This window comes from Gammaproteobacteria bacterium (assembly GCA_036381015.1).
Taxonomy (GTDB): Bacteria; Pseudomonadota; Gammaproteobacteria; order Steroidobacterales; family Rariloculaceae; genus ZC4RG20.
Genome location: DASVDR010000010.1, coordinates 138,441 through 164,398, shown reverse-complemented (window position 1 = coordinate 164,398; position 25,958 = coordinate 138,441). Strand labels below are relative to the sequence as shown.

Here is a 25,958-nt window from a genome sequence, read left to right as displayed (position 1 = left end):
AATTCCCTTCCGCGGCGTATCGGGCTCATATACCTCCTCACGGTAGATGAACACGATGATGTCGGCATCCTGCTCGATGGCCCCGCTTTCTCTCAAATCAGACATCACCGGCTTCTTATCCGTGCGCTGCTCGACGCTTCGATTGAGCTGCGACAGCGCGATCACCGGCACATCGAGCTCCTTCGCGAGCGCCTTCAGACCGCGCGAGATCTCCGAGATTTCGGTGGCGCGGTTCTCCGTCGTGCCCGCGACCTGCATGAGCTGCAGATAATCGACGACGACGAGACCGAGGCCGTGCTCGCGCTTCAGCCGGCGGGCCCGCGCGCGCACGTCCGTCGGCGTGAGGCCTGCGCTGTCGTCGATGAAGATCGGCGCGTTCGACATCATCGACACGGCCGACTCGATCCGCGACCAATCCTCGTCGGTCAGTCTGCCGGTGCGCAGGTGCTGCTGATTCACGCGGCCGATCGAGCCGATCATGCGGAAGCTGAGCTGCTCCGCGGACATCTCCATGCTGAAGACCGCGACCGGGACGTTCGCGCCGATGGCCGCGTTCTCCGCGATGTTCATCGCGAACGTCGTCTTTCCCATCGACGGGCGGCCGGCAATGATGATCAGCTCGCCGCGCTGCAGGCCGGCGGTCATCCGGTCCATATCCGTGAAACCGGTGGAGATGCCGGTGATGTCGCCTTCGGAGTGGCTCAGCACGTCCAGCCGGTCGATCGTCTTCGGCAGGATGTGCTTCAGCGCGACGAAACCGGAGCCGCGCCGCTGACCGCGGTCGGCGATCTCGAACACGCGCTGCTCGGCCAAGTCGACGAGCTCCGCGACGGAGCGGCCTTCGTCGTCGTGGGCGCTCGCGGCGATGTCGCCGCCGATCTGGATGAGCTCCCGCAGCATCGCGCGCTCCCGCACGATCTGCGCATACGCTCGGATGTTCGCGGCGCTCGGCGTTTCCTCGACGAGCTGGGCGAGGTAGTCGACGCCGCCCGCCGCCTCGAGCTCTCCCTGCCGCTCGAGGATCTCGCTGACCGTGATCGCGTCCGGGGGCTGGTCGCGCTCGACGAGCGCGCGGATCGCCTCGAAGATCAGCCTGTGGTCGGCCCGATAGAAATCGGCGGCATCCACCGCATCGGCGATCTGATCCCATGCGCGCTGGTCGAGCATGAGGCCCCCGAGCAGGGACCGCTCGGCCTCGACCGAGTGCGGCGGAAGGCGCAGCCTCTCGGCCGCGCGGCGGCCCAGGCCGCCGGCCCGCTCAGCCATGGGCGGCGCCCGACCGTGCGTCGCGAGTCGTCATCTCGCGGGCGCCGGGCCGCCTACTCCACGACCTGTTCCGGCGACTCGACGACGACGGTGATCCAGACGTTGACGTCGCTGTGGAAGTGGAGCTCGACCTCGTGCTCCCCGACGACGCGAATCGGCCCCTCCGGCAGCCTCACCTCGCTGCGCTCCACCTCGACGCCGAGCGCCGTGCACGCCTCGGCGATGTCGAGCGTGCCGATCGACCCGAAGAGCTTCCCTTCGGGGCCCGCCTGCGCCTTGATCCGCAGCACCTGCCCCTCGATCTTCGCCGCGCGATCGCGCGCGGCCTCGAGCTCGGCCGCCGCGCGCTGCTCGAGATCCGCACGGCGCTCCTCGAACTTCGCGATGTTCTCCGGCGTGGCCACCGTGGCCTTGCCTTTGGGGATCAGGTAGTTGCGGGCATACCCGGGTTTCACCTTCACGAGGTCGCCGATCCCGCCCAGGTTGTCGATCTTCTCCAGCAGTATCACTTGCATGACGTCGTTCTCCGATCACGTGCGCGCGCGCAGCGGCGCGCGCAAATCGAACCAATTATCCATTAACCCGACCGCGCTCAACGCGAGCACGATCAGCGCCGACAGCGGCGTGACGAGCAGGACGTACACGGGCGCGACGAGCGCCGCGTGCCACCGGCGCGCATGCGCCCAGGCGTGCATGACCGAGACCCCTTGGAACAGGAACCCGAATAGTGCCAGAGCCGCGAGGTTCTGAACCAGTGGCCAATCGATCACGAGACCCGCCGTCACGAGAGCCGAGGCAGGTAACCCGAGCACCCGGCTCAAGCGCAAGCTTCGAAACTCGCGGCCGAAGAAGGAATCTCCGGCGGCGAGTCCGCGCCACCAGTACGCCAGAAACAGCGCGAGCAGCAGCGCGGTCAAGACGGCGGCGGCCAGCAGTCCGAGGACCAAAGGCTCCGCCGCCCGGAAAGCATCGATCTGCTGCTCCGTCGCGCCGCGCTCGCGCAACAGCGCGAGCATCAGCTCCAGGACGGGCGCGAGGAGATCCGCCCCTCCGGGCCCGAACGAGCTGACGACCAGCACGCCGGCGACGGTGAGCAGCACGACGGCCTGAAACGCGAGCGTGAGGCTGCCCGTCCAGCGGACGAGCGCACCGAGGCCGAGCCCGGCCCCGAAGACGACGGCCGTGATGGCGGCGACCACGGCGACATTCGCGCCGCCGGCGAGCGCAAGGGCGGTGACGCAGGCGGTGCCGAGAACCGCCACGAGAGCGCCCTGCGCGACACCGCGGCGCAACGTCTCTAGAGCGATCAGCGCCATCGTCACGCACTGAACGAACGGCGCGCTCGCGACAGCAAGGAGGACGAGCCGGTACTGACGCGCGAGGATCCAGTCGACGAAAAGCTTCATGGCGTGCGCGTCGGCGGCGGGCGATGACGCGTGGATTCGGGACCTGGCGATCCGCGAGCGCTACGCGCCGCCGTCGCGGTCAGTGCGGCTCGGTTTACCGCAGCAACGCGAGATATCGCGCGACTCAGTGCTGGTCGGTATACGGCAGCAGCGCGAGATATCGTGCCCGCTTGATGGCCGTGGCGAGCTGACGCTGGTACGGCGCGCGCGTGCCGGTGATCCGGCTCGGCACGATCTTGCCCGTCTCGGTGATGTAGGCCTTGAGCGTCGGCAGATCCTTGTAATCGATCTCCTCGACGCCTTCCGCAGTGAAGCGGCAAAACTTCTTGCGCCGGAAATAACGTGCCATGACTGTCTCCTCGATCCCGCGAATCCGCTATTCGGCCCGCTCGGCCGCGCCCTCGTCGCGCCGCTCCGCGGGGGCCTCGCTCGCCGACGACGAGCGTGCCGCAGGCCGGCCGCCGTCGCCTTCCTCCTCCGAGTCACGCTGGCGGCCGCCGCGCGCCGCTCCTTGCGAATCGCGGGTCTTCTCCTCTTCCTGCGCCTTGGCCATCGGCGACGGCTCCGTGATCGCGCGGTCGCGCTTGATCACGAGATGGCGAAGCACCGCGTCGCTGAAGCGGAACGCGCCGATCAGCTCGTCGAGCGTCGCCTTGTCGCACTCGATGTTGAGCAGCAGGTAGTGCGCCTTGTGAACTTTCGCGATGGAATGCGCGAGCTGTCGCCGCCCCCAGTCTTCCTGGCGATGAATCTTGCCGCCGGCGCCCTCGATCATGCTTCGATAGCGCTCCATCATGGCGGGCACTTGCTCGCTCTGGTCCGGATGGACCAAGAACACGATCTCGTAGTGTCGCATCGAACTCCTCTCGGTTTGGCAGCCTCCCGACCGGCCGCTCGGAGCCGAAGCCGAGCGCCACCGCGGTGAGGCAAGGAGCCTGTATCGGCCGGAGCGCTTCTCCGGCCGGGGCGCGCCATCCTACGCGAGCCCGGAGCGGAGCTCAAGCAATGCATCGGCCAACGGCGTCCGCCCGCCGTCGACGCGCGACGCTCGAATCCGGCGATCGGATCCCACGAGCCGCCGACCCCGAAAAGGTGTCAGACACCTTTTTCGTGACGCACGCTCCGCGCGCTCAGCGGCGCGGCCGCTCGACCGGCGACTGCCGCGCGAGCTCGTACATCAGCACCGCGGCCGCGACGGAAACGTTCAGGCTCTCGACCGCGCCGTGCATCGGGATCGCGACGAGCTCGTCGCACAGCTCGCGCGTGAGAGGCCGCAGCCCCCGTCCCTCCCCGCCGAGCACGAGCGCGAGCGGCGGCGCGAGCGCGGTGTCGAACAGCGGCCGCCCGCCCGCCTCCGCGCCGACGAGCCGCACGCCGGCCGCTTTCATCCAGCGGAGGACGCGCGCGAGATTCGGGGCGCGCAGCACGGGCACGGTCTCCGCCGCGCCCGTTGCCGCCTTCACCGCCGCGGGCGTGAGCTTCGCGGCGCGCGACCGCGGCACCACGACGGCGTCGATTCCCGCCGCGTCCGCGGTCCGCAGGCACGCGCCGAGGTTGCGCGGATCTTCGACCCCGTCGAGCACGAGCACGCGCAACGCGCTGCCGCGCGTCACGACGAGCTCCTCGAACTGCGCGAGCGGGAGCTCGCCGCCCGCCGTCGCTTCGACGACCACTCCCTGGTGCGTCCCGCCCCCGGTCAATCGATCAAGCTCCCGGCGATCGACGCGCTCGACCTGGATCCCGAGGGACTCGAGCGCCGCCTCGATCTCGCCGAGCCGCTCGGTCGACGCCCCCTTCTGGACCTTCGCGCGGCGAATCGATTCGGGGCGGCTCGCGAGGAGGCCGCGAACGGCGTGCAATCCGTAGACGAGCGTGCTCACCGGCGCCCCGCCCTAGCGGGAACGGCGCCGGAGCCCGGCGCGGCGGCGGCGCGTCTCCGGCTCGGCCTCCTCCGCGGCAGCCGCGCGCTCGATCGGCACGAAGTCGATCTTGCGCTCCTCCACGTCCGCGCGCACGAGACGCACGTGCATCGTATCGGTGAGCCCGTACGTGACCCCGGTGCGCTCCCCGCTCAGCCGCGTGCCCGCGGGGTCGCGATGATAGTAGTCGCGAGGCAGGGACGTGACGTGCACGAGGCCGTCGATCTTCAGCTCCGGCACACGGACGAACAGCCCGAAGGGCGCCACCCCGCTCACGATCACGCGGAAGTCCTCGCCGACCCGCGTGCTCATGTAGAGGCACTTGAGCTGCTCCTCGACGTCCCAGACCGCCTCGTCGGCACGTCGCTCGGCGCGCGAGCAGCGCTCGCCGAGCTGCTCCATCTCCGGCAGCGAGTACGGATAGCCCTTCGGCGAGGAGTGCTCGAGCGACCATCGGATCGCGCGATGCACGAGCAGATCCGGATAGCGGCGAATCGGCGACGTGAAGTGCGCGTAGGCGCCGAGCCCGAGCCCGAAATGCCCGACGTTGCGGGGCTGGTAGCGCGCCTGCTTCATCGACCGGAGCACGACCGTCTCGACCAGCTCCGCCTCGGGCTTTCCCGCGACGTGCTCGAAGACGCGCGCGATGTCTTTCGGCGTGAGCTTGCCGGGCGGCGGCAGCTTGAACCCGAATGACGCGAGGAACAGCGTGAGCTCCTCGAGCTTCTCCGCGTCGGGGCCTTCGTGCACGCGATAGAGCGACGGCAGGTGTGCCTTGCGAATGCGCTTCGCCGCCTCGACGTTCGCGGCGATCATGCACTCCTCGATCAGCCGATGCGTCTCGAGCCGCTCGACCGGGTGAATCGCCCGCACCTTGCCGTTCTCGTCGAGCTCGATCTTGGTCTCCGGCAGATCGAAATCGATGGAGCCCCGCCTTCGCCGTGCGCGCGCGAACGCTCGATACACGTCGCGGAGATGCAGCAATCCGGGATGAAGCTTGGCGTGAGGCCCGCGCGGCTTCGGGGCGTCGAGGAGCGCCGCGCTCTCCTTGTACGTCAGCCGTGCCGCGGAGCGCATCACCGCCCTGAAGAACCGCGACCGCTTCACCTGCCCCTGCGACGACACGATCATCTCGCACGCGAAGCACAGTCGATCGACGTGCGGGTTCAACGAGCAAAGACCGTTCGAGAGCTCCTCGGGCAGCATCGGCACGACGCGATCCGGGAAATAGACGGAGGTGCCGCGCGCTTGCGCTTCGCGGTCGAGCGCCGTTCCCGGCTCCACATAGTGGCTCACGTCGGCGATCGCCACGAGCAGCTTCCAGCCGTCGCCGTGCGGCTCGCAGTAGACCGCGTCGTCGAAGTCCTTCGCGTCCTCGCCGTCGATCGTCACGAGCGGAACGGAGCGCAGATCCTCGCGATCGCGCTTCGCGCGCGCCGGCACGTGATCCGGCAGCGCCTCCGCGGCAGCGACCACGGCCTCCGGCCATTCGCTCGGAATGCCGTGTGCGAGAATCGCGACCTCCGTCTCGATGCCGGGCTGGTCGAGGCCCCCGACGACCTTGATCACGCGACCGATCGCGAGGCTGTGCTCCGTCGGATGCTGCACGATCTCGACGTGCACGAGATCGCCGGGCCGGGCGCCGCCGCGCTGGCCGCGCGCGATCAGCACCTCGGTTCGCGACTCGCCTTCCTCGAGGACGTAGTCGATGCCGCGCTCGGTGTGAAAGTGCCCGACCAGCGTCGTCTTCGCGCGCTCCAGCACGTCGACGACGCGTCCCTCGCGCTGGCCGCGCCGGCCTTCGCTCACGCGCACGGCCACCCGGTCCCCGTCCCAGAGCGCGCGCATGTCCCGCGGCGGCAGATACACGTCGTCGCTGCCATCGTCCGGCCGCAGGAATCCGTAGCCGTCCCGATGCGCGAGCACGACCCCCGTCACGAGGTCGAGGCGGCGGGTCAGGCAGAACTCGCGGGCGCGGTTACGGATCAGCTGCCCGTCGCGCACCATCGCCTTCAGACGGTTCTCGAGCGCGCGGCTGTGCGCGTCTCCTTTGATCCCGAAGCGGCGAGCGAGCGCCTGGAGCGTCATGGGCCCCTCCGCCTGCTCCATCGCCGAGCAAATCTCGTCGCGGCTGGGAATCGGGTGCTCGTATCGGCGCTCGCGGTCGTCCCGCTCGTGCCGCTCTCGTCGCGCCATCAGGACGGAATCCGGCGCATCGGGTGGGTCATGTCATCCATTGGAACAGAATCTTATAACGAATCCGCTTCCGGCCGGCGAATGCCGTTTGACAGGTCCGAGGCGGGGTGAGTACATTTCTGCGCCTTCCTGCCCCCGGCCGAGGTGGCGGAACTGGTAGACGCGCTGGCTTCAGGTGCCAGTGGGGGAAACCCCGTGGAGGTTCAAGTCCTCTCCTCGGCACCATGAAATAGGGCGTTTACATACTCAGGACCTAGCCGCATCGTCGCGAAAACCTTACCGTTTTCTTCGGTGACGATTACGGGCCCCAAAAGCTCTTTCAACGCCTTTCGCGCCGGCTCGATATCACCTTGCGCGTGTTGCAGGTCGGCAACGAACGCGCGCCACTTCTCGCCGAGCTGCGGCAGAATGTCCGGCAGCTTCGCGCTGCGCGTCACGTGCTCGGCGAGCCGCTTCTTGGCGTTCGCTTGCTCGCGCTCGAGCGTCGCCAGCTTGCGCTTGAGCGCATCCGACATGCCGGCTTGGGTGATGGCGTCCACGACGCGCGCTATCTCGCCGTCGAGCTCCTTGAGCCGCAGCCGCAAGCCTCGCACCTCGCCGGCCGACTGCTTCGCGTTGCGGTTGCGCTCGCGGAGCTTGGCCTGGATACGCTTACCGGCTTCCCGGAGCAGATCGGGACTCAGCAGATCGTCCTTGATGCCCGAGAGCACTTCGCGCTCGACACGCTCGCGCACGATGTATCGCTTGTGGTCGCAGTGTCCGCCGTTCGTCTTCGCCGAGCATGTGAAGCTCCGGCCGTTGGCAATGATGTAGTTCGAGCCGCACGAGCCGCACTTGAGGATACCCGACAGCAGGTAGCGGGCCGGCCGTCCGCGCGGGCGTCGCGGTCCTTTCGGTGCCACGCGAAGCTTGGCCAGCCGCAACCGCTCCTGCGCGGCCTTGAACTGCTCATCCGTGACGATGCGCAGCTCCGGTATCTCGACTGTGCTCCATTGATCCTCGGGCCGCTTCAACTGAATGCGCTGCTTCGTGCCAGGCCGGTACTTCCCTTTCCGCTTGTTCCACGTCGCGCGGCCGGTGTAGATCGGATTGCGCAAGATACCCGACGCCTTCGACTCGGAGCCTGTCAGCGTGGTATGCGTCCAATGATCCGAGCGCCGCGCCTTGAGGCTCCAGTAACTCCCCGGTGAGGGTACGCCGCGCGCGTTCAGATCGCGTGCAATGGCTTTCGGTGATTCGCCGTCAACATACCGCTCGAAGATTTCGCGCACGATCGACGCTTGCTCCGGATCAATAACGCGGCGCCGGTAACCGTCCGGTGTCGGCTCCGACGTGTAGCCGTAGATTTTGCCGCCGGCCGATCGTCCCGCCTTGTGCCGCTCTCGAAGCGAGCCATACGTGCGATACGCGATCTTGCGCCGCTCCTGCGCGGCAGCCGTCGCCTTCACCGCTAACAGCCACCGGAACGACTCGCCGCTTCTCGAGTCGTCGCCTTCGGCCGTGACAATGAACTGATCGCCGAACTCCAGCACGTCCGCGAGCCGGTGCAGTTCCGCCTCGCTACGCGAAAGCCTGTCGAGCGCGTCGCATATGACGCCTTGCACGTCGCCGCGCTCCAAACACTTCAGCAGCTCGCGGTAGCCCGGCCGGTCGTTATCCTGCCCCTTGCCGGCCTCATCCTGAAACGTGAACGCGACATGGAACCCTTCGCGCTCGGCGAGTGCTTCGCAGTTCGATACCTGCCGCTCGATCGAAGTGGCGTCTTGTTGGTCCGTCGAGTAACGCGCGTACAGCGCGACGCGGGTCATGATCGCTTCCCCTTCGCGAGCGTGCGTCGGTACTTCTTGAATAGATCGTCTGCGGCCTCGCGCAGCAGCACTTGCTGCGGGATGCGCGTGACCGCCGACAGCCGTACCAGCTTCTCGCCTTGCTCTGCCGTCAGGTCGAGCGCGATGCGTTTCTTTCCGGGTCTCATTTGTTGCGGCTCCAGTCCAGTACTCTCATATGCAATTGTACGTCCATACTGGCATGAGCCGCAACGGACAGAAACGCACAGCGCGTCAGAGACTTATCCGGCCCTTACGTGCTCCGGCGGCGTGGTGTCGAGCCATTCGCGCTGTAGCTGAGGGTCAGCCGCGAAGACTTGGGACAGCGCCTCTTTGTAGGCCAGGCCTTGTTTGGCTTGCACGACTCTCACTCGCCGCTCGATCTCGGCGAAAACATCCCGCTCGCGCTCGAACGCGCTCGGATCGCTCCATGCCACCTCGACCGTGGTGAACGCGAGCGAGGTCGCTCCGGAGAAGGCGCGCTCCAGCTCGTCCAACAGTCCGTCTCGCATCACGGTTGCGTCGTCGTCGAGATTGAACAACCGCTCGAACGTTTCGCGCTGCGCCGGGAGGATTCGATTGTCCTTTACCGCGCGTTCGATGATCGCCTCGGCCTTGGCTCTGCGTTGCTTCACCTCGGCCGCGCGACTCTCGCCCAAGTCGGCCTCGAACTTCGCCGCCTTCGCTTTCTCCGCGTCGAGCTGCTTACGCAACTCGTCGTTCTCGGCCTTCAGCGGATCGACGGCCGCTCGGATCATCTCGGCAACCTTCGCCTCGTCGATGCCCGGCTTCTCCGGCTCATCGCTGAACTCGAACGACAGCCGCTCGCCCGCGTCCTCGAAACACTCGCGGCTCGCCAAGTACGTCGCCAAGTCCTTCAAGCCCGAAACAGCGGGTTGTGATGCACCGAGCAACGCAACGGCGTCCAACACATTGCCGAGCACCTTGCCCTGAAACTTCACGCCGCGCAGCAATTCGATACTCAAGCCGGAGTAGAGCCGCTTCTTGATTGCGTCCTTCACGATGCCGGGCACATCGCGAAAGTCCGCCAGCAGCTTGTCGCCGACACGCCGCACGTTCTCCGCGAACCCAAGCGCCGGCTGCTCGAGGCCAGTCCCGTCGTCGGCCAATTGCTCCTTGGCCTTGCCCTTGTGGCCGAGTTTCAACGGCACTCGATGCACCGCCGACAGCAGCGAGAAATTCGCCGCAATGTCGTCGAGCATCGCCTCGTCTACTTCGAGGCCATTCCAAACTCCGCTGCGAAACAGCACAACGTCTTTCAAATCCATTTTTATCTCCCGCAGAAAAGGGAGCGGCCCTCCGACCGCTCCCCGTCTGGTTACGCCTTTGCGCCGTTCAACAAAAACCGCGCTTTCTCGACAGTCCACCCGCGATGCTTCGCGACGGCCTCCGGTGTCACGTGACCCTCGGTCATGCTCTGATAAACAAGATCGAGATCGCGCTCGCGTGCGAACTTCGCGTCCAGCCTCGCGCGCTCGGCATTTCGTCGCGGCACGATCACGTCCAAGTAGTGCAGCTCGTCGGGACTCATGTCCTTTCGAGACTTCGGCCGTGTGTAACCCGTTTTCGGGTCCAGGCTTCGCAACGCCATTACGCACCTCCGTTGTGGTGCAGCGGCGGCGTCGTGCGCACGTACAGCTCGCACAAGTCGCGGTCCTCGTTGAAAACCGCTCTCACGGCCGCGCCATAATCCAACTGGCTGTTGGCGCTCATTAGCCTCCGAGCACGAAGGTCCGTCTCGCGAAACACGTCCTTCGCCTCGTTTTTCGCGTCGAAGGTGACGCGCTCCGTCAATTCATCAATTGTCATATCCGTCTCCGTGGAAAGTGAAATACGTCTCCCGCTTCTCCCGCTCAAAGGTCGCGCAGGCACGCGAGAACGAACAGCCGCCGACCACGGGAATAACCCGCTCGCGACGAGACGGCCGCACTCGACGTGCCGCGCTGTGAGTCCGCATGTCGGTGGCGGGAGGAACACCACTCGCGGACTCGAACTCAATGCAAAAACCTCACAATCTGCGCCTGGCTGAGACCCAGCACCTTGAGCCTCGCCTCGATCGACTTCGCGAGCCGCGCACGCTCCAAGCCGATCGGGAAGCGCAGCACATCGGCGCCCGCCACCTCGAGCGCCGCAACAAACGTCTCGACACGATGCCGCATCACGAGCTCGTGCGCCGCGAGATCGGCAATCAACCGCTCGAACGGCCCCACCTCACCGGTGAGCGCGTCCAGTATCTCGGCGCGGTACGTCTCGGCGTCCATCAGCCCGTCCGGATCGGTGAAGGCGGCGGATTCTTCAGCGGCCTCGGCGCGTGCGCTGTTTTAACGCTGATCGTCGTCATGTCCGATCCGCTCCCGCGCCGGCTGCTCGATCACCAACGGCTCGACACCGCCGGTACCGCCGCGATCAATGTTGATGACCACTTCGAGCCGGCCGCCGGCCGACTCCTGCCGATACTCGTCACGACTCTCCGGCGCGACCTCGAGCATCCACCGCGCCGAGCGCGAGTCTTTCGACGCGGCCACCTTCGCCGCCGCAGCCGCCAATACCGAATACCGCGCCGCTCGCACCGCGCGGCGGAACCGCTCATCCGTGCGCAACAACTCCGCAGCCTCCGCCGGCTCCAGCCCGCAGGCTCCCGACGCAAGTCGAAGCGTGCTCCCGGTCGAGACCAATTCGAGAATGCGCTGCTTCGTGTTCATGCCCGGCTCCTGGCGCTGAATTTTTTGTTGTCGGCCGCGTGTGCGTACCCGCGCCGAAACGAAAACGAAAATGGCAGCCTCGGCCTCATGGCTGGCCTCCGTTCACGATCGCCGAGTAGTCGTCGATATCGAATACCGGCCGAGACTGGCGCTCGATCCCAAGTGCTTTGAGGTACGTCACAAGCTGCTGTAGCAGCGCCGTGTACTCGCGCGTGCTCGCCGTATCCTCGCCATGCTCGATTCGCGATATGCGCCATGAGAGCCACACAGCGCGCCTCGCGAGCATATCCTGTGCCTCGCTCGGCTCCCCACCGGTCGCGTCCGTGAGCAGCTGCGTGTACTGCCTCATCAGCTCCCGGTGCTCGGTCCGCCGTAGGTCCAGCCTCTCGACAAAGGCCGGTGTCCACTTGGCGGGTAGGGTCGCGTTACGGCGGTCTCGACGCATGGCTAACTACCCGTCTCCATGTAGGTAAACATTCCGTAAATTGCTGATATCCCTAAGTATATCAGCATAGTCACGGGCGCCGGGGTCGCGATTGCCGAGACGGGTTTGCGACACTTGCCGTGCCGTGTGCGCTCACTGCTCCGTCTCCCGCTGGTACGCTTGCCGCCGGTGTCTCCAGCACCGATCGTGCAAGGTGAGCGTGCGGCACCGTGAGCCGTCCGGCTCGTGCGCCTCACAGCGCTGTACGCGGTCCTCCAGCCGTTCCGGTGCCGGGTCGTCGATCGTGTGCTCTCCGTACGCGTTCACGAGAGCACCCATGCGGCGGCCGTGAGCCAGAGCGGCGCCGTGATCTGAACGACGACAGCGGCGCGGTATAGCCGGCTCAATGCTGGCTCCTGCGCGCTCTGGGGATGTCTAGTTGCCCACCCGAGAAGACGTGCAATACCAATAGATTGCACATCGCGTGCCTCGGTCGAGGCGCGGCAGCGGCTAGCACGCGCTCGGCGTCGTCCCAATGCATGTCTCTGCTCCTCTTGTCTCAACCCCACGCGCCACACCACCAACAGCCGCGCTCGCAGCCGTGGCAGACATACCGGAAGCCGCGCCGCTTGAGCCGCAACGGCGGCTCCAATGCCGGCCGGTAACGCAGCACGTCGGCGAGCGCGTCCCGGTGCTCACGAATGAGTGCGCGCAGCTCGTCCGTGAGTGCAGCCGCCGGCCGTGCTCGGATGCGGCCGTCCACGAGCTCGACCGAGACGCCAGCACGGCGCAGCGCCGAGCGCACAGTGCGAATGGCGCTAGAAGTCCTCATGGTCCTGTTGCTCTTTGGCGCGGATTTGCGGGTCACAATGCCGGCAGCCCTTGCCGTGGCAGTTCAGGCATTCGTAGCGGTAGCCGGTCGCGCCGTTACGGCTACCCCCTAAGAGAGAGCCGTTACGATCCGTAACGATCCGTGACGGTGTTACGCTTCGTAACGGATCGTTACGGCTATCACTGGCAGGGGTATCTGTTACACCCTTCTTCGCGCGCTCGCGTTGTGCTTTCTGCCGACACGCTCCCGAGCAGTACTTTGCGTCACGTCGACGGCCTATGAATGTCTCGCCGCATTGCTCGCACTCGGCCGTGTGTCCGCCGCCGTCGCCAACCCCGAGTAGCTCGTCGGCCGTGCGAAACTCCCGCTCGGCGCCCCACTGGGTGTAAGGGTCGCCGGCCGCCGTCGTCGCGATGCGGAAGCTATAGCCGGTCGTATCGGCCGCAAGGTTGCACTTCAAGCACACGACCAGCCGTTGCTGCTCGTCCTCGGGATCGGGTACGACGGCGTACACGGCGCGCGCGGCGGCCGTGAACGCGACGGAGCCAATGACGCGGCCCTGTGGGGAGTCGGAGCCGCCCTTGCGGAAGTGCCGCACCGCGAGCACGGCGGCTCTCGATTGCTGCGCCAGCTCGGCGACGCCCGCGAGCACCCGCCGCACGTCGCCTTCGTTGTGAGAGTCGGCACGGCCCATATAGGCCGAGAGGGGATCGATGACGATCAGGCGCGGCTTGATCTGCCGCACACCGTCGGCAAGCTGGCTCCAGTGCCGATCGAGGGAGAGCCAGTCTATGCGGCCGTCCTCGCCACGCACGCCCGCGATAATGCGAATGCGTGAGCGATCGGCGCCGGCCGCGTCGAGTCGCGGAATGATAGTGTCCTCGGCGTCGTCCTCGGCCGACAGCAGCAGTACGTCACCCGGCTCGCGCCGCTCGGTATCGCACGGCCACGGCGCCCCCGTGGACACACGCGCGGCAATGTCGAGTGTGGCAAGCGACTTGCCCTTGCCGGGGTCGCCGACGATCAGCGTCGGCTTGCCGCACCACAGCACGCCCGGCCATACCGGCTCGAGCTTGCGCGGCTTGATCGTGCTCGCTTGGATCATGACGAGCGCCGGCTCGTCGCGTGTCTCGCGCTTTTCGTCGGCGACGAGCGCCGGGAAGTCCTCGATCGCGAGCCATTCGCGCAGCACGCCAGCGGTCGGGAATATCTCGGCAAGTGTCGGCCAACCCGTTACCGGCTTGCCGGCCGCGTAGTCGTCGCACGTGTCCTTTGCTGCGCGCACTCTATCGGCCAATTCTTCGTCGGTTACGGCGCACGCTTCGATGAACGTCACCACATCGTCCGCGCTCCAGCCGGCATGAGAGAGCGCACCCGCGAGCGCGAGCGCCAAGTCATGCCGGCCGGACTCGTGCCAGTGCATTGCAACGAGCGCAGCGGCCGCCGTGCGGTTGAGTGCGGCCGTCAGCTCCGCTAAACCGATCTCTACGGCCGGTGAGCGCACGAATGCGTCCCGAGCGTACCGATCTCCGTCCGGGTGCGTACTCGGCGGTATGAGCGACTGACAGCCCGTGGAGCGCAGCTCAACCAAAGTCCGGCCGCCGTGGCGCCACTTCTTCGTGGCGGCACCCGGACACACATACAGCCGATGCGAAGCCGGCCGGCGCTCGCGGCCGTAAATGTAGGTATCGGGCAGGAAGTACGGCGCGGCCTTCACGGCCTCGTCCGCGTCCAAGTCGATGTCAACAAGGCCGCCGCTCGGCTCGCCGAGCAACAGCCCGATATTCGAGTCGGCGCCGTTGAAGTAGTCGCCGACCGTCTCGGCGGTAATGCGCAGCGCCGGCCAGTTCGCGAGCACTGGCGCCTTTTGCTTGTGCGGGATCGGAATGACCGCGCGGCCCTTTTCGATCCAAGCTAGCGCGGCTGTTGTTGTGTCTCTCATAGGTGCGTCCCGTGGTAGAAGACGCGGCCGGCAGCAGGGGAGCCGCCGGCCGCGAGTCCGATCAAGCCGCTTCCGAGTCGCCGTCCTTGCCGAACGGGATCGCATCGTCAAATTCGACGGCCGAGACGCGAATCGCGTCCACCACGTCGCCCTTGAAGCTCACCTTCTCGCGGCGCAAGTGCACCTTGCGCGTGCTCCACTCGGCTACCTTGTTGCCGTACTCGCTCGCGATCATCTTGGCGTTGGTCTTGTTTAGTATTAATCCCCTGTCCTCGCCGACGAAGTAGAGAATCCACTTCGTGTCGTCGCCGACCTTCTCCTGTTCCACGCTGTCGATCTCCAGCGTTTTACCGGCGCGCGGCAGATCGGCCGCCTTGAGGTACTTGGAAGGGAACATGTCGTCTACTGTTACGTCTCTGCTCATGTCGTCACCTTTCATTTGCAGTAGTGAGTGCACCGGCCGCCGCGCCCGCGACGGTCTCGTGCTCGTGCGCGCTCTCGGCGAGCGCGGCTAGCCGCTCGGCTGCGTCGATCAGCTCGACGAGTGCGGCGTCAATATCGGGAGGAAAGGGGCAGCGCTGCCGAAGCGCTCGCCATTCGGCGGCCGTCGAGCGCGCGAGTGCGGCGAGCTCGTTCATGACGTGACTCGACGCGGTAGCCACGCTATGTGGTGGCCGCGTGCGCAGCGCAGCTCAGCCGCGTGCGGTCCACGGCCGGCCGCGATGTAGCCTGTAGCTACAGTGCAGCGGCAAGGTGCGCGCAGCACGACGGGTGCCGCGTCACCGCCGAAAAGATCCGGCGTCTCAGGTTTGCGGGTTGTCCGCTCGGCGGGTAAGATCCGCGTCGATCTCAGCATGTTTCGCACCTTCCGAGCCGGCCTCCAGCGCCGGCTCACTTTCTTCTAGAAGCCGCACAAACAGCTCGGCGAGCGCGTCTAGCAGCGCGTCGTACCGTGCCGTGCGTGCGTCCATATCAGCCTCGGCGCCGGTTCCGCTCGTACAACGCGGCGCATTGGCGCTGCGCCTCCGGCGTCAACATCGAGTACGAGCCGACGCTCACGGCCTCGACCCGGCCGGATTCGACATAGCGCCTGATCGTCATCTCACACGCGCCGAGCCATCGCGCGGTCTGCGAAATGGTCCGCATGTTGGCGAGCGTCTCGCGTAACTCGTCAGACATTCTTATCTCCGGTTCGGTGTTCAACGTGTATACTCTCGGACGAAGCGGCAGCAGATGCCGCCCATCGTTCGAGCAGGTTTTTCGTGAAGCGGGATCGAGACGTATTCGCTCGGGACGAGCGCGCGGCGCGCATCCATGACGCGGCGGCCGAGTCCGGCGTGCCGGTCGGCTCGCTGGCCTTATGGCGAGAGGGTTACGACGAGGCGGCGGATTACTGGCAGGTGCCGAAAAGCACGCTGTACGGCTGGATCAATCCTGCCAAGAGCGCCAACACCCGCATGGGGACGGCTGTTACCAGCAGCGTGCCGGTCCATTACATCGGCCCGCGCCCATATCTCAACGTCACATCATGCCAGCCAGGGATAGACCTATTTCGCAACTATGCTGGCCATGTCAGCCGCGCGAATGGTGCCAAGGGTGGACGGCCACGTAGCAAGAACCTCTAAAGCACGGCCGCCGGTGGCGGGAGGGGGCAGTTACTCGTCGAGACCGAGCCGCGCCTTGTATTCGCGTATCGCGTCGATCGACAGCGGTTTGTCGAGATACCCGGCTTCGCGTCCCGCTTTGATCTCTCTCGGACTGAGCGACGCCAGCTCGTGCGCGTGATCCTCGCAGCACCCGAGCGCGTTCACGTGCAGGAACCATTCGTCCAGCAACTTGTCCGCCGCTTCCGGGTTGCCGAAAGCCTTGCTCATCATGCGCTGCGCCGCGTCGCGCACAATGTCGTCCTTCGTCTTCTTTTTTGGCTTCGGGATCGACTCGTTGAGCTTCTTCGGCCAGCGCCGGAGCCGCCGCAAGCTGTTATCCGTGCGCACGCGGTAGACGGCGCGGACGTTGCTGTTCTCGGTCAGTAGCACATACCGCAGCTCCCGAAACGAGCGCGTGTACGAATGCGTGATCCGGTGCCCGGCGTCGGCGCCTTCGCTCTCGACGTAAGCCACTAGCGCGCGGGTCCGGTAGTCCTTGGCGAAGTCGAGCTTCTTCGGCATGCGGCTATTTCTGGCATTAACAAGTAGGCTTGTCAAGCCAAGGTACGTGTCTACGGTCGCAGAGCCGACGTTTGCCGATCGGTCGTTGCTACTCAATAGCTTGGAGATTTCGCGCCCGGTCGGGCGCAGTTTGCAGAGCCGACGTTTGCCGATCGGTCGTTGCTACGTCAGGAGGAAATTTCGGCCAAGTTGGCCGAAAAATCGTTGCAGAGCCGACGTTGCCGATCGGTCGTTGCTACTCAAGCCCTCGGCGGGCTGTCGCGCCGCAGCACTGGTTGCAGAGCCGACGTTGCCGATCGGTCGTTGCTACAGTCTCTCCCGAGACCCGCGCCGTTGCTTGCTCTGGCGGCGTATTTCCGAGCGGTGGGATAAATTCGGCCGTTCTGAGGCCGTTTCTGAGCCGATTTCAGGCGACCGCTCGCAGGGCAAGGGGTAACCAAGGGTCGGAGGCGATCGGCGATTCTGGCGGCTTCGGCAAAGCCGAGGGCGATTCTGGCGCAAAAAAAGCCGGGCACTGAGGCCCGGCTCGAAGGGGTGCGCCGCGGTCAGTCGATCTGCCCTTTCGTCGCCTCGATCTCGACGCGGATCGTGTGCTCGGCTTGGTCGAGTCCTGCCATGTAGCCGCGCGTGAAGGCTTCGGCGAGCATGATCGACACGAGCACGGTCGAGTCCGGCGCGCCGTGGATACCCTCCGGCGCGCGCTTCTCTATGATCTCGCGCGCGGCGCGGCCGGCGCGTGCCATGAGGCCGCTCATGATCCGTGCCTCGTGCTGATCCCGACCGGCGCGAGCGCGTCGAAGGTCGTCCGCAGCTCGAGCGCGACCGGCCAGCCGGAGATGTCCACCCACGGTCCCGCGACCGTCCGCGAGGCGATGAGCACGCCGTGGTCTACCACGGCATCGGCATCGTGCCAGTCGGCCCAGTGCGACGTTTCCGGGACGCGGTAGACGCGCTGGCCGCCGGACTGCATGTCGACCTTGCGCAGACTCGACCGCTCCGGTTCCCGCCGCGTCTCGACGGAGAACATGCTGCCGCACGTGACGCACTTGCGCGCGCCGGGGACGTACCCGGCTTCATGCCATGTCATGTGTCCGCCGCAGTCGGGACACGGCGGCAACGGCACGTCCCACCACGCGGTATTCGGCGGCAGCGTTCCCATGTCGATGTCGACCGGCGAGCATTCGTCGGCGGAGACGTAGGTGCCGCGGTAGAGGCGCAGTTCAGACTCGGGGCCGTAGCAGCGTAGACGGGTGAGATAGACTCGGGTGTTAGCCATGATCGTTACTCCTCGGGTAACGGTTGTGGTCAGAGCCGGCGGCGTGGTCGCACACGTCGTCGGCTCGCTTACCTGCCCGGCCGGCAGGATTCGGATAGCCGTCGCTCGAAGCGTTCGTCAGAGCGGCGGAAAAGGATCGAAAGCATGTGAAGGCGGGCTCGTGCGTCCGACATGCAGCCGTAGAGGCACGAGCGGCGGCGGGCACTCGGTCCGGGCTTTCGCCCGTGGGGTACACTATCTGAAGCCATTGGTAGCCCTCCTGTTCAGGGTTGCTGGTGGTCAGGCTCCGGCGGCGTGTTGACGCACGCGCCGGGGCCGCCTCAAGCGTATGTCACCCAAGGCATTTTTTCACGGTAGGTAATTCGAGTTTTCGAGCCAACGCGTCCTCGGCACCATGGTTTATCTACACGTTTCCGCAGCACCCACGGCTTATCCACGCCTCGAGTGCCCGGCGGGGAATCGGCGCAACGGAGCTGCGCGCCGGCCATGACATGCTCGTCACCTCTTGGCCGGGCGCTGCCACTTAAAGCGTTCAGTCAACCACCGGACACAACGGCGCCCATCGATGTGAAGCGCTTCACAACGCCGGATGCCTCGGGCTGTATCCTCCGCGACTGAGCGACGCGAAGGATGACGGCATGAGCAGTGGAGAAAAGGTCGACCCCACGAACACATACGTTCTCGAAGAGACTGCGGTCACGAAGGCGATGACGATCGAGGAATTGGCGAAACTGGCGACTACCGCGCCCGATGGCGGTCTCCGGCATGAAAACGGTGCGCCGAAGCCGTTCGAGGGGGAATGAAACCGCCGGGGCGTGCGCTAAAGCGCCGCCCGCATCGAGAGTCCTCGAGCCGCTTGCAGCCGACCGCGCGTTCCGCCGCTCTACTCCGTCGGGGAGATTTCGCCGGCTTGCTCGAAGACGCACATCTCGCCGTCGGAGCCCGCGAGCCGCCAGGTTCCCTCTACTCCGGCCGCGGTGATCACGACGATGTCGCCGGGGGCCACGCCCGGCGGAGGGGGAATGCGAACCTCGAGCAGCGCGGGCTGCGGTGATCCGCCGACGCGCGCAGGCTCGAGCTGAGACAGCGTCCACTTCGCGTCGTAGGAAATGCCGTTGATTTCGATCGGATTCGTCACTGTATCTCCCCGGTCGGATGCCACTGCCCGGTCGGCGATGCAACGCATGTGCCAGCCCGCGCGTAGCGGAGCGGATGCCCGGACCGGCGACGCAGCAGCCCGCGGCACCGGGAGCCCGCCCAGGCTCCTAGCGCGACTTCGGCACGATCGAGATGCCGCCGTTGCGCTCGAGCACGGCGTACTCGATCTCGTCCATGCGTTTCAGGCCTTGCAGCTCGCGCGCCGCGTTCAAGACGTCGCTCTCGTCCACGCGCGCCTTGTGCATGCGATCCGCCAGCGGCTTGCCGTGCTCGACGATGACCATCGGCACGCCCTCGACGAGCCGATCGAGCTTCGGCCACTTCCTCTTGAGCAGCGACAAGGTGATGTCGAGGAGAACGAGGGTGATGATCAGCAGGAAGGCGTTCGTCACCGAGAAGTCGTCGCCGAGCAGCGCCTGCTGCGTGGTCTCGGCGATGATCAAGAGGAGCACGAAATCGAAAGTCGTCGTTTGGCCCAGCGTGCGTTTACCGCCGATCCGAAACACGACGAGCAGGAACAGATAAATCGTCACGGCGCTGAGGAAGGTGTCCATCGCGGCAGCTCCATCGCTCGTCCCGCCCGGCCCGCGGCGCTCGCGCCGTCACGGGTAGACGAACTGACTGAACATCACCATCTCCCCGCCCTCGACGCCGACGCGGCCGCGCACGCGCCACGGCCGCTGCGGCTCGACCTCGAACGTCGCGCGGAGCGGCTCGCCGGCATGGGCCAACGCGAAGACGTAGATCAGCCGGTCTGCGGCCGCCTCGACGCTCTCGGGCTCGGGCGTGATGCGGTCGACCTGCACCGACTCGACGTACGCGCGGTCCATCCAGATGCGTGCTCGGTCGCCGGTCGGGACGGTTTGCGCGGCCACGCCCACCATCATCGGAGATTGCATGCGCCAGAATCGGTAGTACTCGACGGTGAGCGTGCCGTCGGCGGCCGTTGCCTCCGCGTGCCCGAGAAGGCCCTTGCCGAACAGTCCGAGAATCGCCGCGACGACGATCAGCGCGAGAACTGCCCAACCGAAGCGCTCGACGATCCACGTGCGGCGCTGAAACTCCATGTCCTCGGAGATTTCGAGATCCGATGATCGGCGCTGATCGGACATGCCTTTCCGACGGAATGAACGGCGGCCCCGGCGTGATGCAGTAAACGTGCCAGAGTGTTTCGAGATCAGCGGGAAGGGACGGGATCGGAGAGGGACGCAGCGACGATCGATGCACGAGCGAGAGCGCGCGTCGCGCAGCGCGACGCTGCCGCCGGGCGAGTGCTCTGCGCGCGTCAGATCTCCTCTTCTATCCGGTCGGTGAGGACTTGGATCTGCGACGTCAGGCCGATCGCATCCTCGATATCGACCTGGAAGGCGATACCCGATCCCGGCTCGCCGTCGAAATGGCCGGCCTCCGCGATCGTCTCGAGAATGCGCCGACTCAGGTGCTCCTCGACGACCAGAATGACGATGTCGCGGTGTCGAGTGAGGTCGAGACCGAGAAAGGTCTTCTCCTGCCGCAGGCCCTCGCCGCGCGCGCTCGTGATGACGGTGGCGCCAGTGGCCCCGGCCTCCCTGGCGGCCTTCAAGATCGGTTTGACCTTCGCGTCCTCGGTCAGCGCGATCAGCAGCTTAAATTGCACCTTTATCTCCTCTCTTCAGCCAAGTGTACAGCCGAAAGACGTGGGCAAACAGCAACAGCGATGCCGCCGGCCCGAATAGCGCGAGCACGATCAGCCCGAAGCCGTCCGTGAGTGCCGCGCGCCCGGGCATCGCGTTCGCCGTGGCGATCCCATAGGAAGCGATCAGGGGCACGGTGACCACGGAAGTCGCGATCCCGCCGCTGTCGAGCGCGAGCGGGACGATCGTCCTCGGCGCCGTGAGCGCGAGGATTCCGACGAGGATGACGGCGCCGCAGAGCAACGGCTCGAACGGAATGCCGGTCACGATGCGCACCGTTCCGACAGCCAGGCCGGCGGCGACGCCGAGCGCCACGACGAGGCGTAAGCTCCACGGCCGGACCGTGCCGCCCGACAGCTCGCGGAGCCGCTCCGCGACGGCGATCAACGTCGGCTCGATCAGCGTCGCGGTGAACCCGATCAATGCGGAAAAGACCACGATCGGGACGTAAGTGCCGGGATGCGTGATGTCGACGGCCCGCTCGACGAGCTCCGCCGCCATCGTGGCGCCCGTGGGGAGCACGGACGCCGCAAGACCCGCCCGGAACAGCGTCAAGCCGACGACGACGTAAACGAGCCCGGCAAGGATCCTGCCGACATTCGGTACTGCTGTGCGCACCGCTCCGACGTGAAACACGGCGAACAGGATGGCGATCGGCACGAGATCGCGCGTCGTGCCGAGGGCCTCCAGCGCCAGGGTGCGCAGTAAGTCCATTACCCTCCGAGTGCCACGGCCGCGAGCTGAATCACGATCATCGGCATCAGGCTCGCGCCGGCGATGAGGCCGAACCCGTCGGTAATCGGGTCGCGCGCGTCGATCAGGGACGCGAGCCCGGTTCCGAGCGTCATCATCAGCGGTATGTTGACCGCGGAGGTCGCCGCGGCGCCGGCGTCGAAGGCGACCGCGGCGAGCGGCGAGTCGTGCGACAGCGCGATCACCGTGGCGAGCGCGTAGCCGGGCACGACGAACCAGGCCGTCGGCCACCCCTTGACGATCCGGAACACGCCGGCCGCGACGGCGAGCCCGACCGCTGCCGCGACGATGTAGCGCAGCAGATCGCTGAAACGCTCGATATCCGCCGCGGTGCCGCCGAGCCTCCCCGCCGAGGACGCCGTCGCGGCCGCCTGATCGGCGACGGAGGCGAGCGCGGGCTCCGCGACGGTGCTGCCGAAGCCGAGCGCGAAACCGAACGCGATCAGCAGGATCAGGCTACCGCGCCGCGCGAGCCCGCCGGCGAGGCTCTCGCCGATCGGGAAGATGCTCATCTCGAGACCGCGCACGAACAGCGTGAGGCCGATCAGCGTGACGACGATGCCCGCGATCCGCTCGCCGAGATCCGCCATCGGCTGGCCGACGATGAACCACTGAAAAAACACGACGACGCCGAGGATCGGCAGAAAATCGCGGCAGTTCCTGCCCATTTCGCGGAGGAGCGCAAGTAGTTGATGCAGCATGTGAGGGGTCGTTTTTCCTGGTCCGAGTCGGCGGCCATACTACCGGACTGCCGAGGACCGGAGGAAATCCGGACAGGAACGTCCCGCGACGCGGGAGGCGCCGGGCAGGAGGACGGGAAGGTCGGAAAATGGTGTCAGACACTCGTGTCTGACACCATTTTGTCGGCGCGTCTAGAACGCGACGTCGAAGCCGACCCTCAGGACGCGCTGGCGCCAGTCGTAGATGTTGCTCGCCACCGGCAGGAGCGTGCCGAAGCGGTTCGGGTCTTCCTCGCCGAACACGTTGATCACGCTCGCGGAGAGGTTCACCGGGCCGAGCGTCGTGCCGCCGACGATGTCGAGCGTCGTGAACGGCTCCCGCTCGTTGATCTCGTTCGGCGCGCTGTTCGCCCCTTCTCCAAGCTCCGAGATATAGCGGAGCGTGGCGCGCGCGAAGTGATCGCCGCGGCGCCATGTCAGCGCGAGGTTGCTGCGGAGCTCCGCGAAGGTGTTGCCGCCGACGTTTTCCTCGGCGACGAGCCCGTCGGTCGAGATTTCGTACTTGTCCGTGTAGACGCCGGTGAGACGCAGGTTCCAGTCGCTGCCGAGCCCGAAGAAATCGTAGTTCAGCGTGAAATCGACGCCGGCCGTCTCGCGGAAATCCTGGTTGATGAAGCTCGTGATCACCGTCGCGATGTCGACGCCCGTGACGCAGTCGTCCGGAGCCGGCTCCCCGGAGTTCGGATCCCACCGCCCGGTGACCTCGCACACCTCGGCGGGGTTCGGGGCGTCGTCGAACAGCACGATCTGGGGGTTATCGAGGAAGCCGTCGGCCATGTCGGTCTCGATCAGCCCCTGGGCACTTTCGGCCGTGACGAGGTTCTCGAAGTAGACGTCCCAGTAGTCCAACGACAGGCTGAGGTTGTCGTTCACGTCCCACGTGAGGCCCACGGTCCAGTTCTCGGAGGTCTCGGGCTCGAGGTTCTCGTTGCCCTCCGTCAAGCCGCGCGCGTTGATCCCCTCGCCGCCGATCGGGATCGTGCTTGCGCCGCCCGGGCTCCGGCCGAAGAGCTGGATCTCCGTCGGCATCCGGAACGACGTGCCGTACGTGCCGCGCAGTGCAAAGCTGTCGGTGGCGTTCCAGATGAACCCGATCTTCGGATCGGTGCTCGACGCCCGGTCGAACTTCTCGCGCCGCGCGGCGAGTTGCACCTCGAGGCTCTCGGCCGGGTACATCACGAGCTCCGCGAACAGCGAATCGGCGTTACGGGTGCCGCTGAAGTCCGGAATCGCGGGCTGATTGAATCGGTAGCCGGTGCCGGTGACCGGGTCGAAGCCCTGCCGCACGAGCTCGTCCCAGCGCTGAGAGAAGTCCTGCTCGCGCCGCTGCAGACCGATGGCGATGCCGGTCGCGCCGCCCGCCATCTCCCACAGCTCGCCGACGAACTTGATCTCGGCCGCGCGAAGCTCCGCGTCCCCGTCGTTGCGCCGGTTGCCGACCACGAAGTCGAGCATCGCCGGATCGTTGTAGTTGGGATCGCCGGGAGAAGCGAGCGCGCTGTTCGCGAACGGGTTGAACCAGAAGCAGCCGATCTCGGTCGCGCCTTTGAACTCGCCGGTGGGATCGGTCTCTGGGCGATACGGGCAATCCTGTCCGCCGTAGCCGTTGATCGCGTTCAAGAAGCGCTCGCTCACGACGTCCTTGTTGATGAAGAACGTGCGGCTTCGGGACATCCACGTCGCGGCCGACCACTCCCAGTCCTCTCCGATCGGGCCGGTCATCGCCAAGCTCACGCGGTACGTGTTCTGCCCGGTGCGATGCAGCGCGCCGATCCTCTGGTTGGCCGGGCTCAGGAACCGGCCCCACCAGCGATACGGCTGGACCACGAAGCTCGGGTCCATCTCATGCTGCGCAATGACGCCGGGATTGTCCGCGGGCACGACCGGCAGCGGCGTCAGCAACGGCGTGACGAAGCCGAACGGGATCTCGAAGTCCGTCTGCGCGAAGCCGAGCTCGCCGTTGGCCGTGATCCCGTTGCCGAAGTCGTGCCGCATCAGCGCGAGGCCGTTCCACTGCTCGGAATCCGGCTGCATCGTTCGCCCGAGCGAGTTCACCTGCCCGCACGCGTCGCCGTTGATCACGCCCGCGCGCAGCCCGCTCGGCCCCGCGAGACGCGGGTCCTCGCAGAGCGGGTCCGGGAAACGGCCGGCGACGGGCGATCCGACCTCTCCCGGGACGAACGAGCCCGGGTTTGCGAAGCTCGAGATCAGCGTGTTCGCGAGCCTCTCGCGGTCCCACAGATCCTCGGCCAGAATCAACGAGGTCTTCTTGAACTCGATGCCGGCGACGACCCCCGAGTCGTCGCTCTGGGAGCCGGTGATGAAGCCGAAGCTGAAATCGCCGCCTTCCTCCGAAGCCTCGATCTGCTGCATGTCCAGACGGACTTCGCTGCCCTCGAAGTTGTCGCGCGTGATGTAGTTGACGACGCCCGCGACCGCATCGCTTCCGTAGATCGCCGAAGCGCCGTCGAGCAGCATCTCGATGCGCTCGATCATGATGGACGGCGCCATGTTGTTCACGTCGACGCCGGTGCCGCTGCCGTCGATCGTCTGCCTTCGCCCGTTCAGCAGAACCAGCGTGCTGCGGTTGCCGAGGCCTCTGAGGTTGATAGTGCTCGTGGGCGAGTTGCCGCCGCCCTCCTGGGTGTTGATCGTCGCGATGCCTCCGACGACCTGCGGCATGACCTTGAACATCTCCGCCAACGAGTTGCTTTGCTGAAGCTGGATCTCGGTGTTGTCGATGATCTGAACCGGCTGCGCGAAGTCGGCCTGCCTGCGGATCGAGGACCCGGTGACGACGACCTCCTCGAGCTGCTCTTGCTGAGCGTGCGCGGGAATCCCGACCAGGCCGGCGCAGACGACGGCCACGGCGGACGCCAGAGTGCGATAGCGAAGCTCCGCTGCATTCATGATGGTCCCCCCTCCCTTGTGTCGCTCGGGCTGCAAGCCGGCAGGCGGCGCCGCCCAGCCCGGTGTCCGAGGCGTTTGCTGCGGCATTCTAGGGCAACAGTCTCGACGGGCGATGTGAAGAAGTGCGGCAGTGGCGTGGCGTTTCCATCACAACCGGGCGCTACGCGGCCCCGCGCCTTGGGATTGGCCGTTTGCCGGCGCCGCCCTTCAGTATGGGAAGAACGCCACATACCGTCGCTGAATCGGCACTGGCACACGTCCGCTCGCGTTCGTAGCATCCCTCCGAGCCTACCGGCCGCGTTCGGCCGCGTACGCGCTTCCGCTTGAAGTTTTCACGAACCATCGAGATCGCCTTCATGAGACTATCGAGGAACTTGCTCGCTCGTCGCTTCGCGCCCGTGCTCGCTACGCTGCTCGCCGCCTCTTTCGTCGACGCCCAGGAGGGCTTTCCGCTCGACGGCACGTGGCGCGGCGAATGGGGATCCGGCAATGTCGTCGTCATCGCAATGGAATGGGACGGCGAACGCATCGAGGGCATGATCAATCCCGGACCGCGGGCGGTCCCGTTCACGTCGGCGGTGCTCGAGCCCGAAACGTGGACCGTGCGGATCGAGGCGCAAGGCGCCGACTCCGAGCCCATTCGCATCGAAGGGCAACTGAAGGACATTGGGTCCTACAACCGCTACGTCGAGGGCACGTGGACCGTCGGAAGCGAGCGATATCCTTTCAAGATCACGCGGGAATGA

General features: G+C 66.3%; 35 protein-coding genes and 1 tRNA gene. 5 read left to right on the top strand and 31 right to left on the bottom strand.

The genetic code is table 11. The features are described 5' to 3' along the window. The 7 genes from dnaB to rnr form a co-directional block, all read right to left on the bottom strand. A partial coding sequence (gene dnaB / locus VF329_04340) for a replicative DNA helicase (GenBank protein HEX7080221.1) occupies positions 1–1,266 on the bottom strand: 1,266 nt, incomplete at its 3' end. 53 nt (positions 1,267–1,319) lie between these two features. Next, positions 1,320–1,781, bottom strand: coding sequence for a 50S ribosomal protein L9 (rplI, locus tag VF329_04335; GenBank protein ID HEX7080220.1), 462 nt, complete (start codon positions 1,779–1,781; stop codon positions 1,320–1,322). Positions 1,782–1,796: 15 nt separating this feature from the next. Continuing rightward, the gene (locus VF329_04330) at positions 1,797–2,672 is read right to left on the bottom strand and encodes a hypothetical protein (GenBank protein HEX7080219.1); all 876 of its coding nucleotides are present in this window, start codon (positions 2,670–2,672) and stop codon (positions 1,797–1,799) included. A 124-nt stretch (positions 2,673–2,796) separates the two neighbouring features. Continuing rightward, on the bottom strand, positions 2,797–3,021 hold the full coding sequence (gene rpsR, locus VF329_04325) for a 30S ribosomal protein S18 (protein HEX7080218.1): 225 nt from the start codon (positions 3,019–3,021) through the stop codon (positions 2,797–2,799). 27 nt (positions 3,022–3,048) lie between these two features. Then, a complete protein-coding gene (rpsF, locus tag VF329_04320) occupies positions 3,049–3,528 on the bottom strand; it encodes a 30S ribosomal protein S6 (protein ID HEX7080217.1) in 480 nt (159 codons plus the stop codon). 274 nt (positions 3,529–3,802) lie between these two features. Beyond that, positions 3,803–4,552 carry a 23S rRNA (guanosine(2251)-2'-O)-methyltransferase RlmB gene (gene rlmB / locus VF329_04315; GenBank protein ID HEX7080216.1) on the bottom strand — a complete coding sequence of 250 codons (750 nt, stop codon included), beginning with the start codon at positions 4,550–4,552 and terminating at the stop codon, positions 3,803–3,805. 12 nt (positions 4,553–4,564) lie between these two features. Beyond that, a complete protein-coding gene (gene rnr, locus VF329_04310) occupies positions 4,565–6,787 on the bottom strand; it encodes a ribonuclease R (protein ID HEX7080215.1) in 2,223 nt (740 codons plus the stop codon). Positions 6,788–6,925: 138 nt separating this feature from the next. Between rnr and VF329_04305 the strand changes: the two genes are divergently transcribed. Then, positions 6,926–7,012: transfer RNA gene (locus VF329_04305), tRNA-Leu, on the top strand. Here the strand turns inward: VF329_04305 and VF329_04300 are convergent. The 8 genes from VF329_04300 to VF329_04265 all read right to left on the bottom strand — a co-directional run bounded on the left by VF329_04300 (position 6,991) and on the right by VF329_04265 (position 11,781). Continuing rightward, entirely contained in the window at positions 6,991–8,595 is a 1,605-nt protein-coding gene (locus VF329_04300; protein ID HEX7080214.1) for a recombinase family protein, read from the bottom strand. The two genes, VF329_04305 and VF329_04300, sit on opposite strands and share 22 nt — an antisense overlap. Continuing rightward, positions 8,592–8,762, bottom strand: a complete 171-nt coding sequence (locus tag VF329_04295) for a ribbon-helix-helix domain-containing protein (protein HEX7080213.1) — start codon at positions 8,760–8,762, stop codon at positions 8,592–8,594. The genes VF329_04300 and VF329_04295 overlap by 4 nt, the downstream gene beginning before the upstream one ends. A 93-nt stretch (positions 8,763–8,855) precedes the next feature. Further along, positions 8,856–9,902 (bottom strand): hypothetical protein, encoded by a 1,047-nt coding sequence (locus VF329_04290; GenBank protein HEX7080212.1) that lies wholly within the window; start codon positions 9,900–9,902, stop codon positions 8,856–8,858. A gap of 50 nt (positions 9,903–9,952) precedes the next feature. Continuing rightward, complete coding sequence (locus tag VF329_04285; GenBank protein ID HEX7080211.1) at positions 9,953–10,165, bottom strand: hypothetical protein; 213 nt, start codon at positions 10,163–10,165, stop codon at positions 9,953–9,955. Between the two features lie 59 nt (positions 10,166–10,224). Then, a complete protein-coding gene (locus VF329_04280; GenBank protein ID HEX7080210.1) occupies positions 10,225–10,443 on the bottom strand; it encodes a hypothetical protein in 219 nt (72 codons plus the stop codon). Positions 10,444–10,628: 185 nt separating this feature from the next. Continuing rightward, complete coding sequence (locus tag VF329_04275; GenBank protein HEX7080209.1) at positions 10,629–10,895, bottom strand: hypothetical protein; 267 nt, start codon at positions 10,893–10,895, stop codon at positions 10,629–10,631. A 60-nt stretch (positions 10,896–10,955) separates the two neighbouring features. Further along, positions 10,956–11,336 carry a hypothetical protein gene (locus VF329_04270; protein ID HEX7080208.1) on the bottom strand — a complete coding sequence of 127 codons (381 nt, stop codon included), beginning with the start codon at positions 11,334–11,336 and terminating at the stop codon, positions 10,956–10,958. An 85-nt stretch (positions 11,337–11,421) separates the two neighbouring features. Continuing rightward, positions 11,422–11,781, bottom strand: coding sequence for a hypothetical protein (locus tag VF329_04265; GenBank protein ID HEX7080207.1), 360 nt, complete (start codon positions 11,779–11,781; stop codon positions 11,422–11,424). 225 nt (positions 11,782–12,006) lie between these two features. On the opposite strand from VF329_04265, the gene VF329_04260 reads away from it, so the two are divergent. Further along, the gene (locus VF329_04260) at positions 12,007–12,135 is read left to right on the top strand and encodes a hypothetical protein (protein ID HEX7080206.1); all 129 of its coding nucleotides are present in this window, start codon (positions 12,007–12,009) and stop codon (positions 12,133–12,135) included. A 184-nt stretch (positions 12,136–12,319) separates the two neighbouring features. Here the strand turns inward: VF329_04260 and VF329_04255 are convergent, their stop codons facing one another. The 6 genes from VF329_04255 to VF329_04230 all read right to left on the bottom strand — a co-directional run bounded on the left by VF329_04255 (position 12,320) and on the right by VF329_04230 (position 15,713). Then, positions 12,320–12,592, bottom strand: coding sequence for a hypothetical protein (locus tag VF329_04255; GenBank protein ID HEX7080205.1), 273 nt, complete (start codon positions 12,590–12,592; stop codon positions 12,320–12,322). Beyond that, positions 12,579–14,534: an AAA family ATPase gene (locus VF329_04250; protein HEX7080204.1), complete on the bottom strand. Its 1,956-nt coding sequence runs from the start codon at positions 14,532–14,534 to the stop codon at positions 12,579–12,581. The genes VF329_04255 and VF329_04250 overlap by 14 nt, the downstream gene beginning before the upstream one ends. Before the next feature lie 61 nt (positions 14,535–14,595). After that, a complete protein-coding gene (locus VF329_04245; GenBank protein ID HEX7080203.1) occupies positions 14,596–14,958 on the bottom strand; it encodes a hypothetical protein in 363 nt (120 codons plus the stop codon). 4 nt (positions 14,959–14,962) lie between these two features. Further along, positions 14,963–15,172 carry a hypothetical protein gene (locus VF329_04240; GenBank protein ID HEX7080202.1) on the bottom strand — a complete coding sequence of 70 codons (210 nt, stop codon included), beginning with the start codon at positions 15,170–15,172 and terminating at the stop codon, positions 14,963–14,965. A gap of 165 nt (positions 15,173–15,337) precedes the next feature. After that, positions 15,338–15,505 carry a hypothetical protein gene (locus VF329_04235; protein HEX7080201.1) on the bottom strand — a complete coding sequence of 56 codons (168 nt, stop codon included), beginning with the start codon at positions 15,503–15,505 and terminating at the stop codon, positions 15,338–15,340. A 1-nt stretch (position 15,506) separates the two neighbouring features. Continuing rightward, positions 15,507–15,713 carry a hypothetical protein gene (locus VF329_04230; GenBank protein HEX7080200.1) on the bottom strand — a complete coding sequence of 69 codons (207 nt, stop codon included), beginning with the start codon at positions 15,711–15,713 and terminating at the stop codon, positions 15,507–15,509. Between the two features lie 83 nt (positions 15,714–15,796). Here VF329_04230 and VF329_04225 point away from each other — a divergent pair, with 83 nt between their 5' ends. Further along, positions 15,797–16,159, top strand: coding sequence for a hypothetical protein (locus VF329_04225; GenBank protein ID HEX7080199.1), 363 nt, complete (start codon positions 15,797–15,799; stop codon positions 16,157–16,159). A gap of 30 nt (positions 16,160–16,189) precedes the next feature. Here the strand turns inward: VF329_04225 and VF329_04220 are convergent, their stop codons facing one another. From VF329_04220 to VF329_04210, 3 genes are all read right to left on the bottom strand, one after another. Beyond that, entirely contained in the window at positions 16,190–16,702 is a 513-nt protein-coding gene (locus VF329_04220) for a hypothetical protein (protein HEX7080198.1), read from the bottom strand. A 545-nt stretch (positions 16,703–17,247) separates the two neighbouring features. After that, positions 17,248–17,457 carry a hypothetical protein gene (locus VF329_04215; protein ID HEX7080197.1) on the bottom strand — a complete coding sequence of 70 codons (210 nt, stop codon included), beginning with the start codon at positions 17,455–17,457 and terminating at the stop codon, positions 17,248–17,250. After that, positions 17,454–17,978 (bottom strand): hypothetical protein, encoded by a 525-nt coding sequence (locus VF329_04210; GenBank protein ID HEX7080196.1) that lies wholly within the window; start codon positions 17,976–17,978, stop codon positions 17,454–17,456. Before VF329_04210 ends, VF329_04215 begins: the two co-directional genes overlap by 4 nt. Before the next feature lie 638 nt (positions 17,979–18,616). On the opposite strand from VF329_04210, the gene VF329_04205 reads away from it, so the two are divergent. Beyond that, positions 18,617–18,781 (top strand): hypothetical protein, encoded by a 165-nt coding sequence (locus VF329_04205; GenBank protein HEX7080195.1) that lies wholly within the window; start codon positions 18,617–18,619, stop codon positions 18,779–18,781. A gap of 80 nt (positions 18,782–18,861) precedes the next feature. On the opposite strand, the gene VF329_04200 is transcribed toward VF329_04205, so the two are convergent. From VF329_04200 to VF329_04170, 7 genes are all read right to left on the bottom strand, one after another. Further along, positions 18,862–19,116 carry a hypothetical protein gene (locus VF329_04200; GenBank protein ID HEX7080194.1) on the bottom strand — a complete coding sequence of 85 codons (255 nt, stop codon included), beginning with the start codon at positions 19,114–19,116 and terminating at the stop codon, positions 18,862–18,864. A gap of 127 nt (positions 19,117–19,243) precedes the next feature. Next, on the bottom strand, positions 19,244–19,690 hold the full coding sequence (locus VF329_04195) for a YetF domain-containing protein (protein ID HEX7080193.1): 447 nt from the start codon (positions 19,688–19,690) through the stop codon (positions 19,244–19,246). A gap of 48 nt (positions 19,691–19,738) precedes the next feature. Further along, a complete protein-coding gene (locus VF329_04190; protein HEX7080192.1) occupies positions 19,739–20,248 on the bottom strand; it encodes a hypothetical protein in 510 nt (169 codons plus the stop codon). Between the two features lie 173 nt (positions 20,249–20,421). Then, positions 20,422–20,772, bottom strand: coding sequence for a P-II family nitrogen regulator (locus VF329_04185; GenBank protein HEX7080191.1), 351 nt, complete (start codon positions 20,770–20,772; stop codon positions 20,422–20,424). Continuing rightward, complete coding sequence (locus VF329_04180) at positions 20,762–21,523, bottom strand: DUF1538 domain-containing protein (GenBank protein HEX7080190.1); 762 nt, start codon at positions 21,521–21,523, stop codon at positions 20,762–20,764. Before VF329_04180 ends, VF329_04185 begins: the two co-directional genes overlap by 11 nt. Next, entirely contained in the window at positions 21,523–22,263 is a 741-nt protein-coding gene (locus VF329_04175) for a DUF1538 family protein (GenBank protein HEX7080189.1), read from the bottom strand. Before VF329_04175 ends, VF329_04180 begins: the two co-directional genes overlap by 1 nt. A gap of 171 nt (positions 22,264–22,434) precedes the next feature. Then, positions 22,435–25,212: a TonB-dependent receptor gene (locus VF329_04170; GenBank protein ID HEX7080188.1), complete on the bottom strand. Its 2,778-nt coding sequence runs from the start codon at positions 25,210–25,212 to the stop codon at positions 22,435–22,437. A gap of 356 nt (positions 25,213–25,568) precedes the next feature. On the opposite strand from VF329_04170, the gene VF329_04165 reads away from it, so the two are divergent. Next, complete coding sequence (locus tag VF329_04165; protein HEX7080187.1) at positions 25,569–25,958, top strand: hypothetical protein; 390 nt, start codon at positions 25,569–25,571, stop codon at positions 25,956–25,958.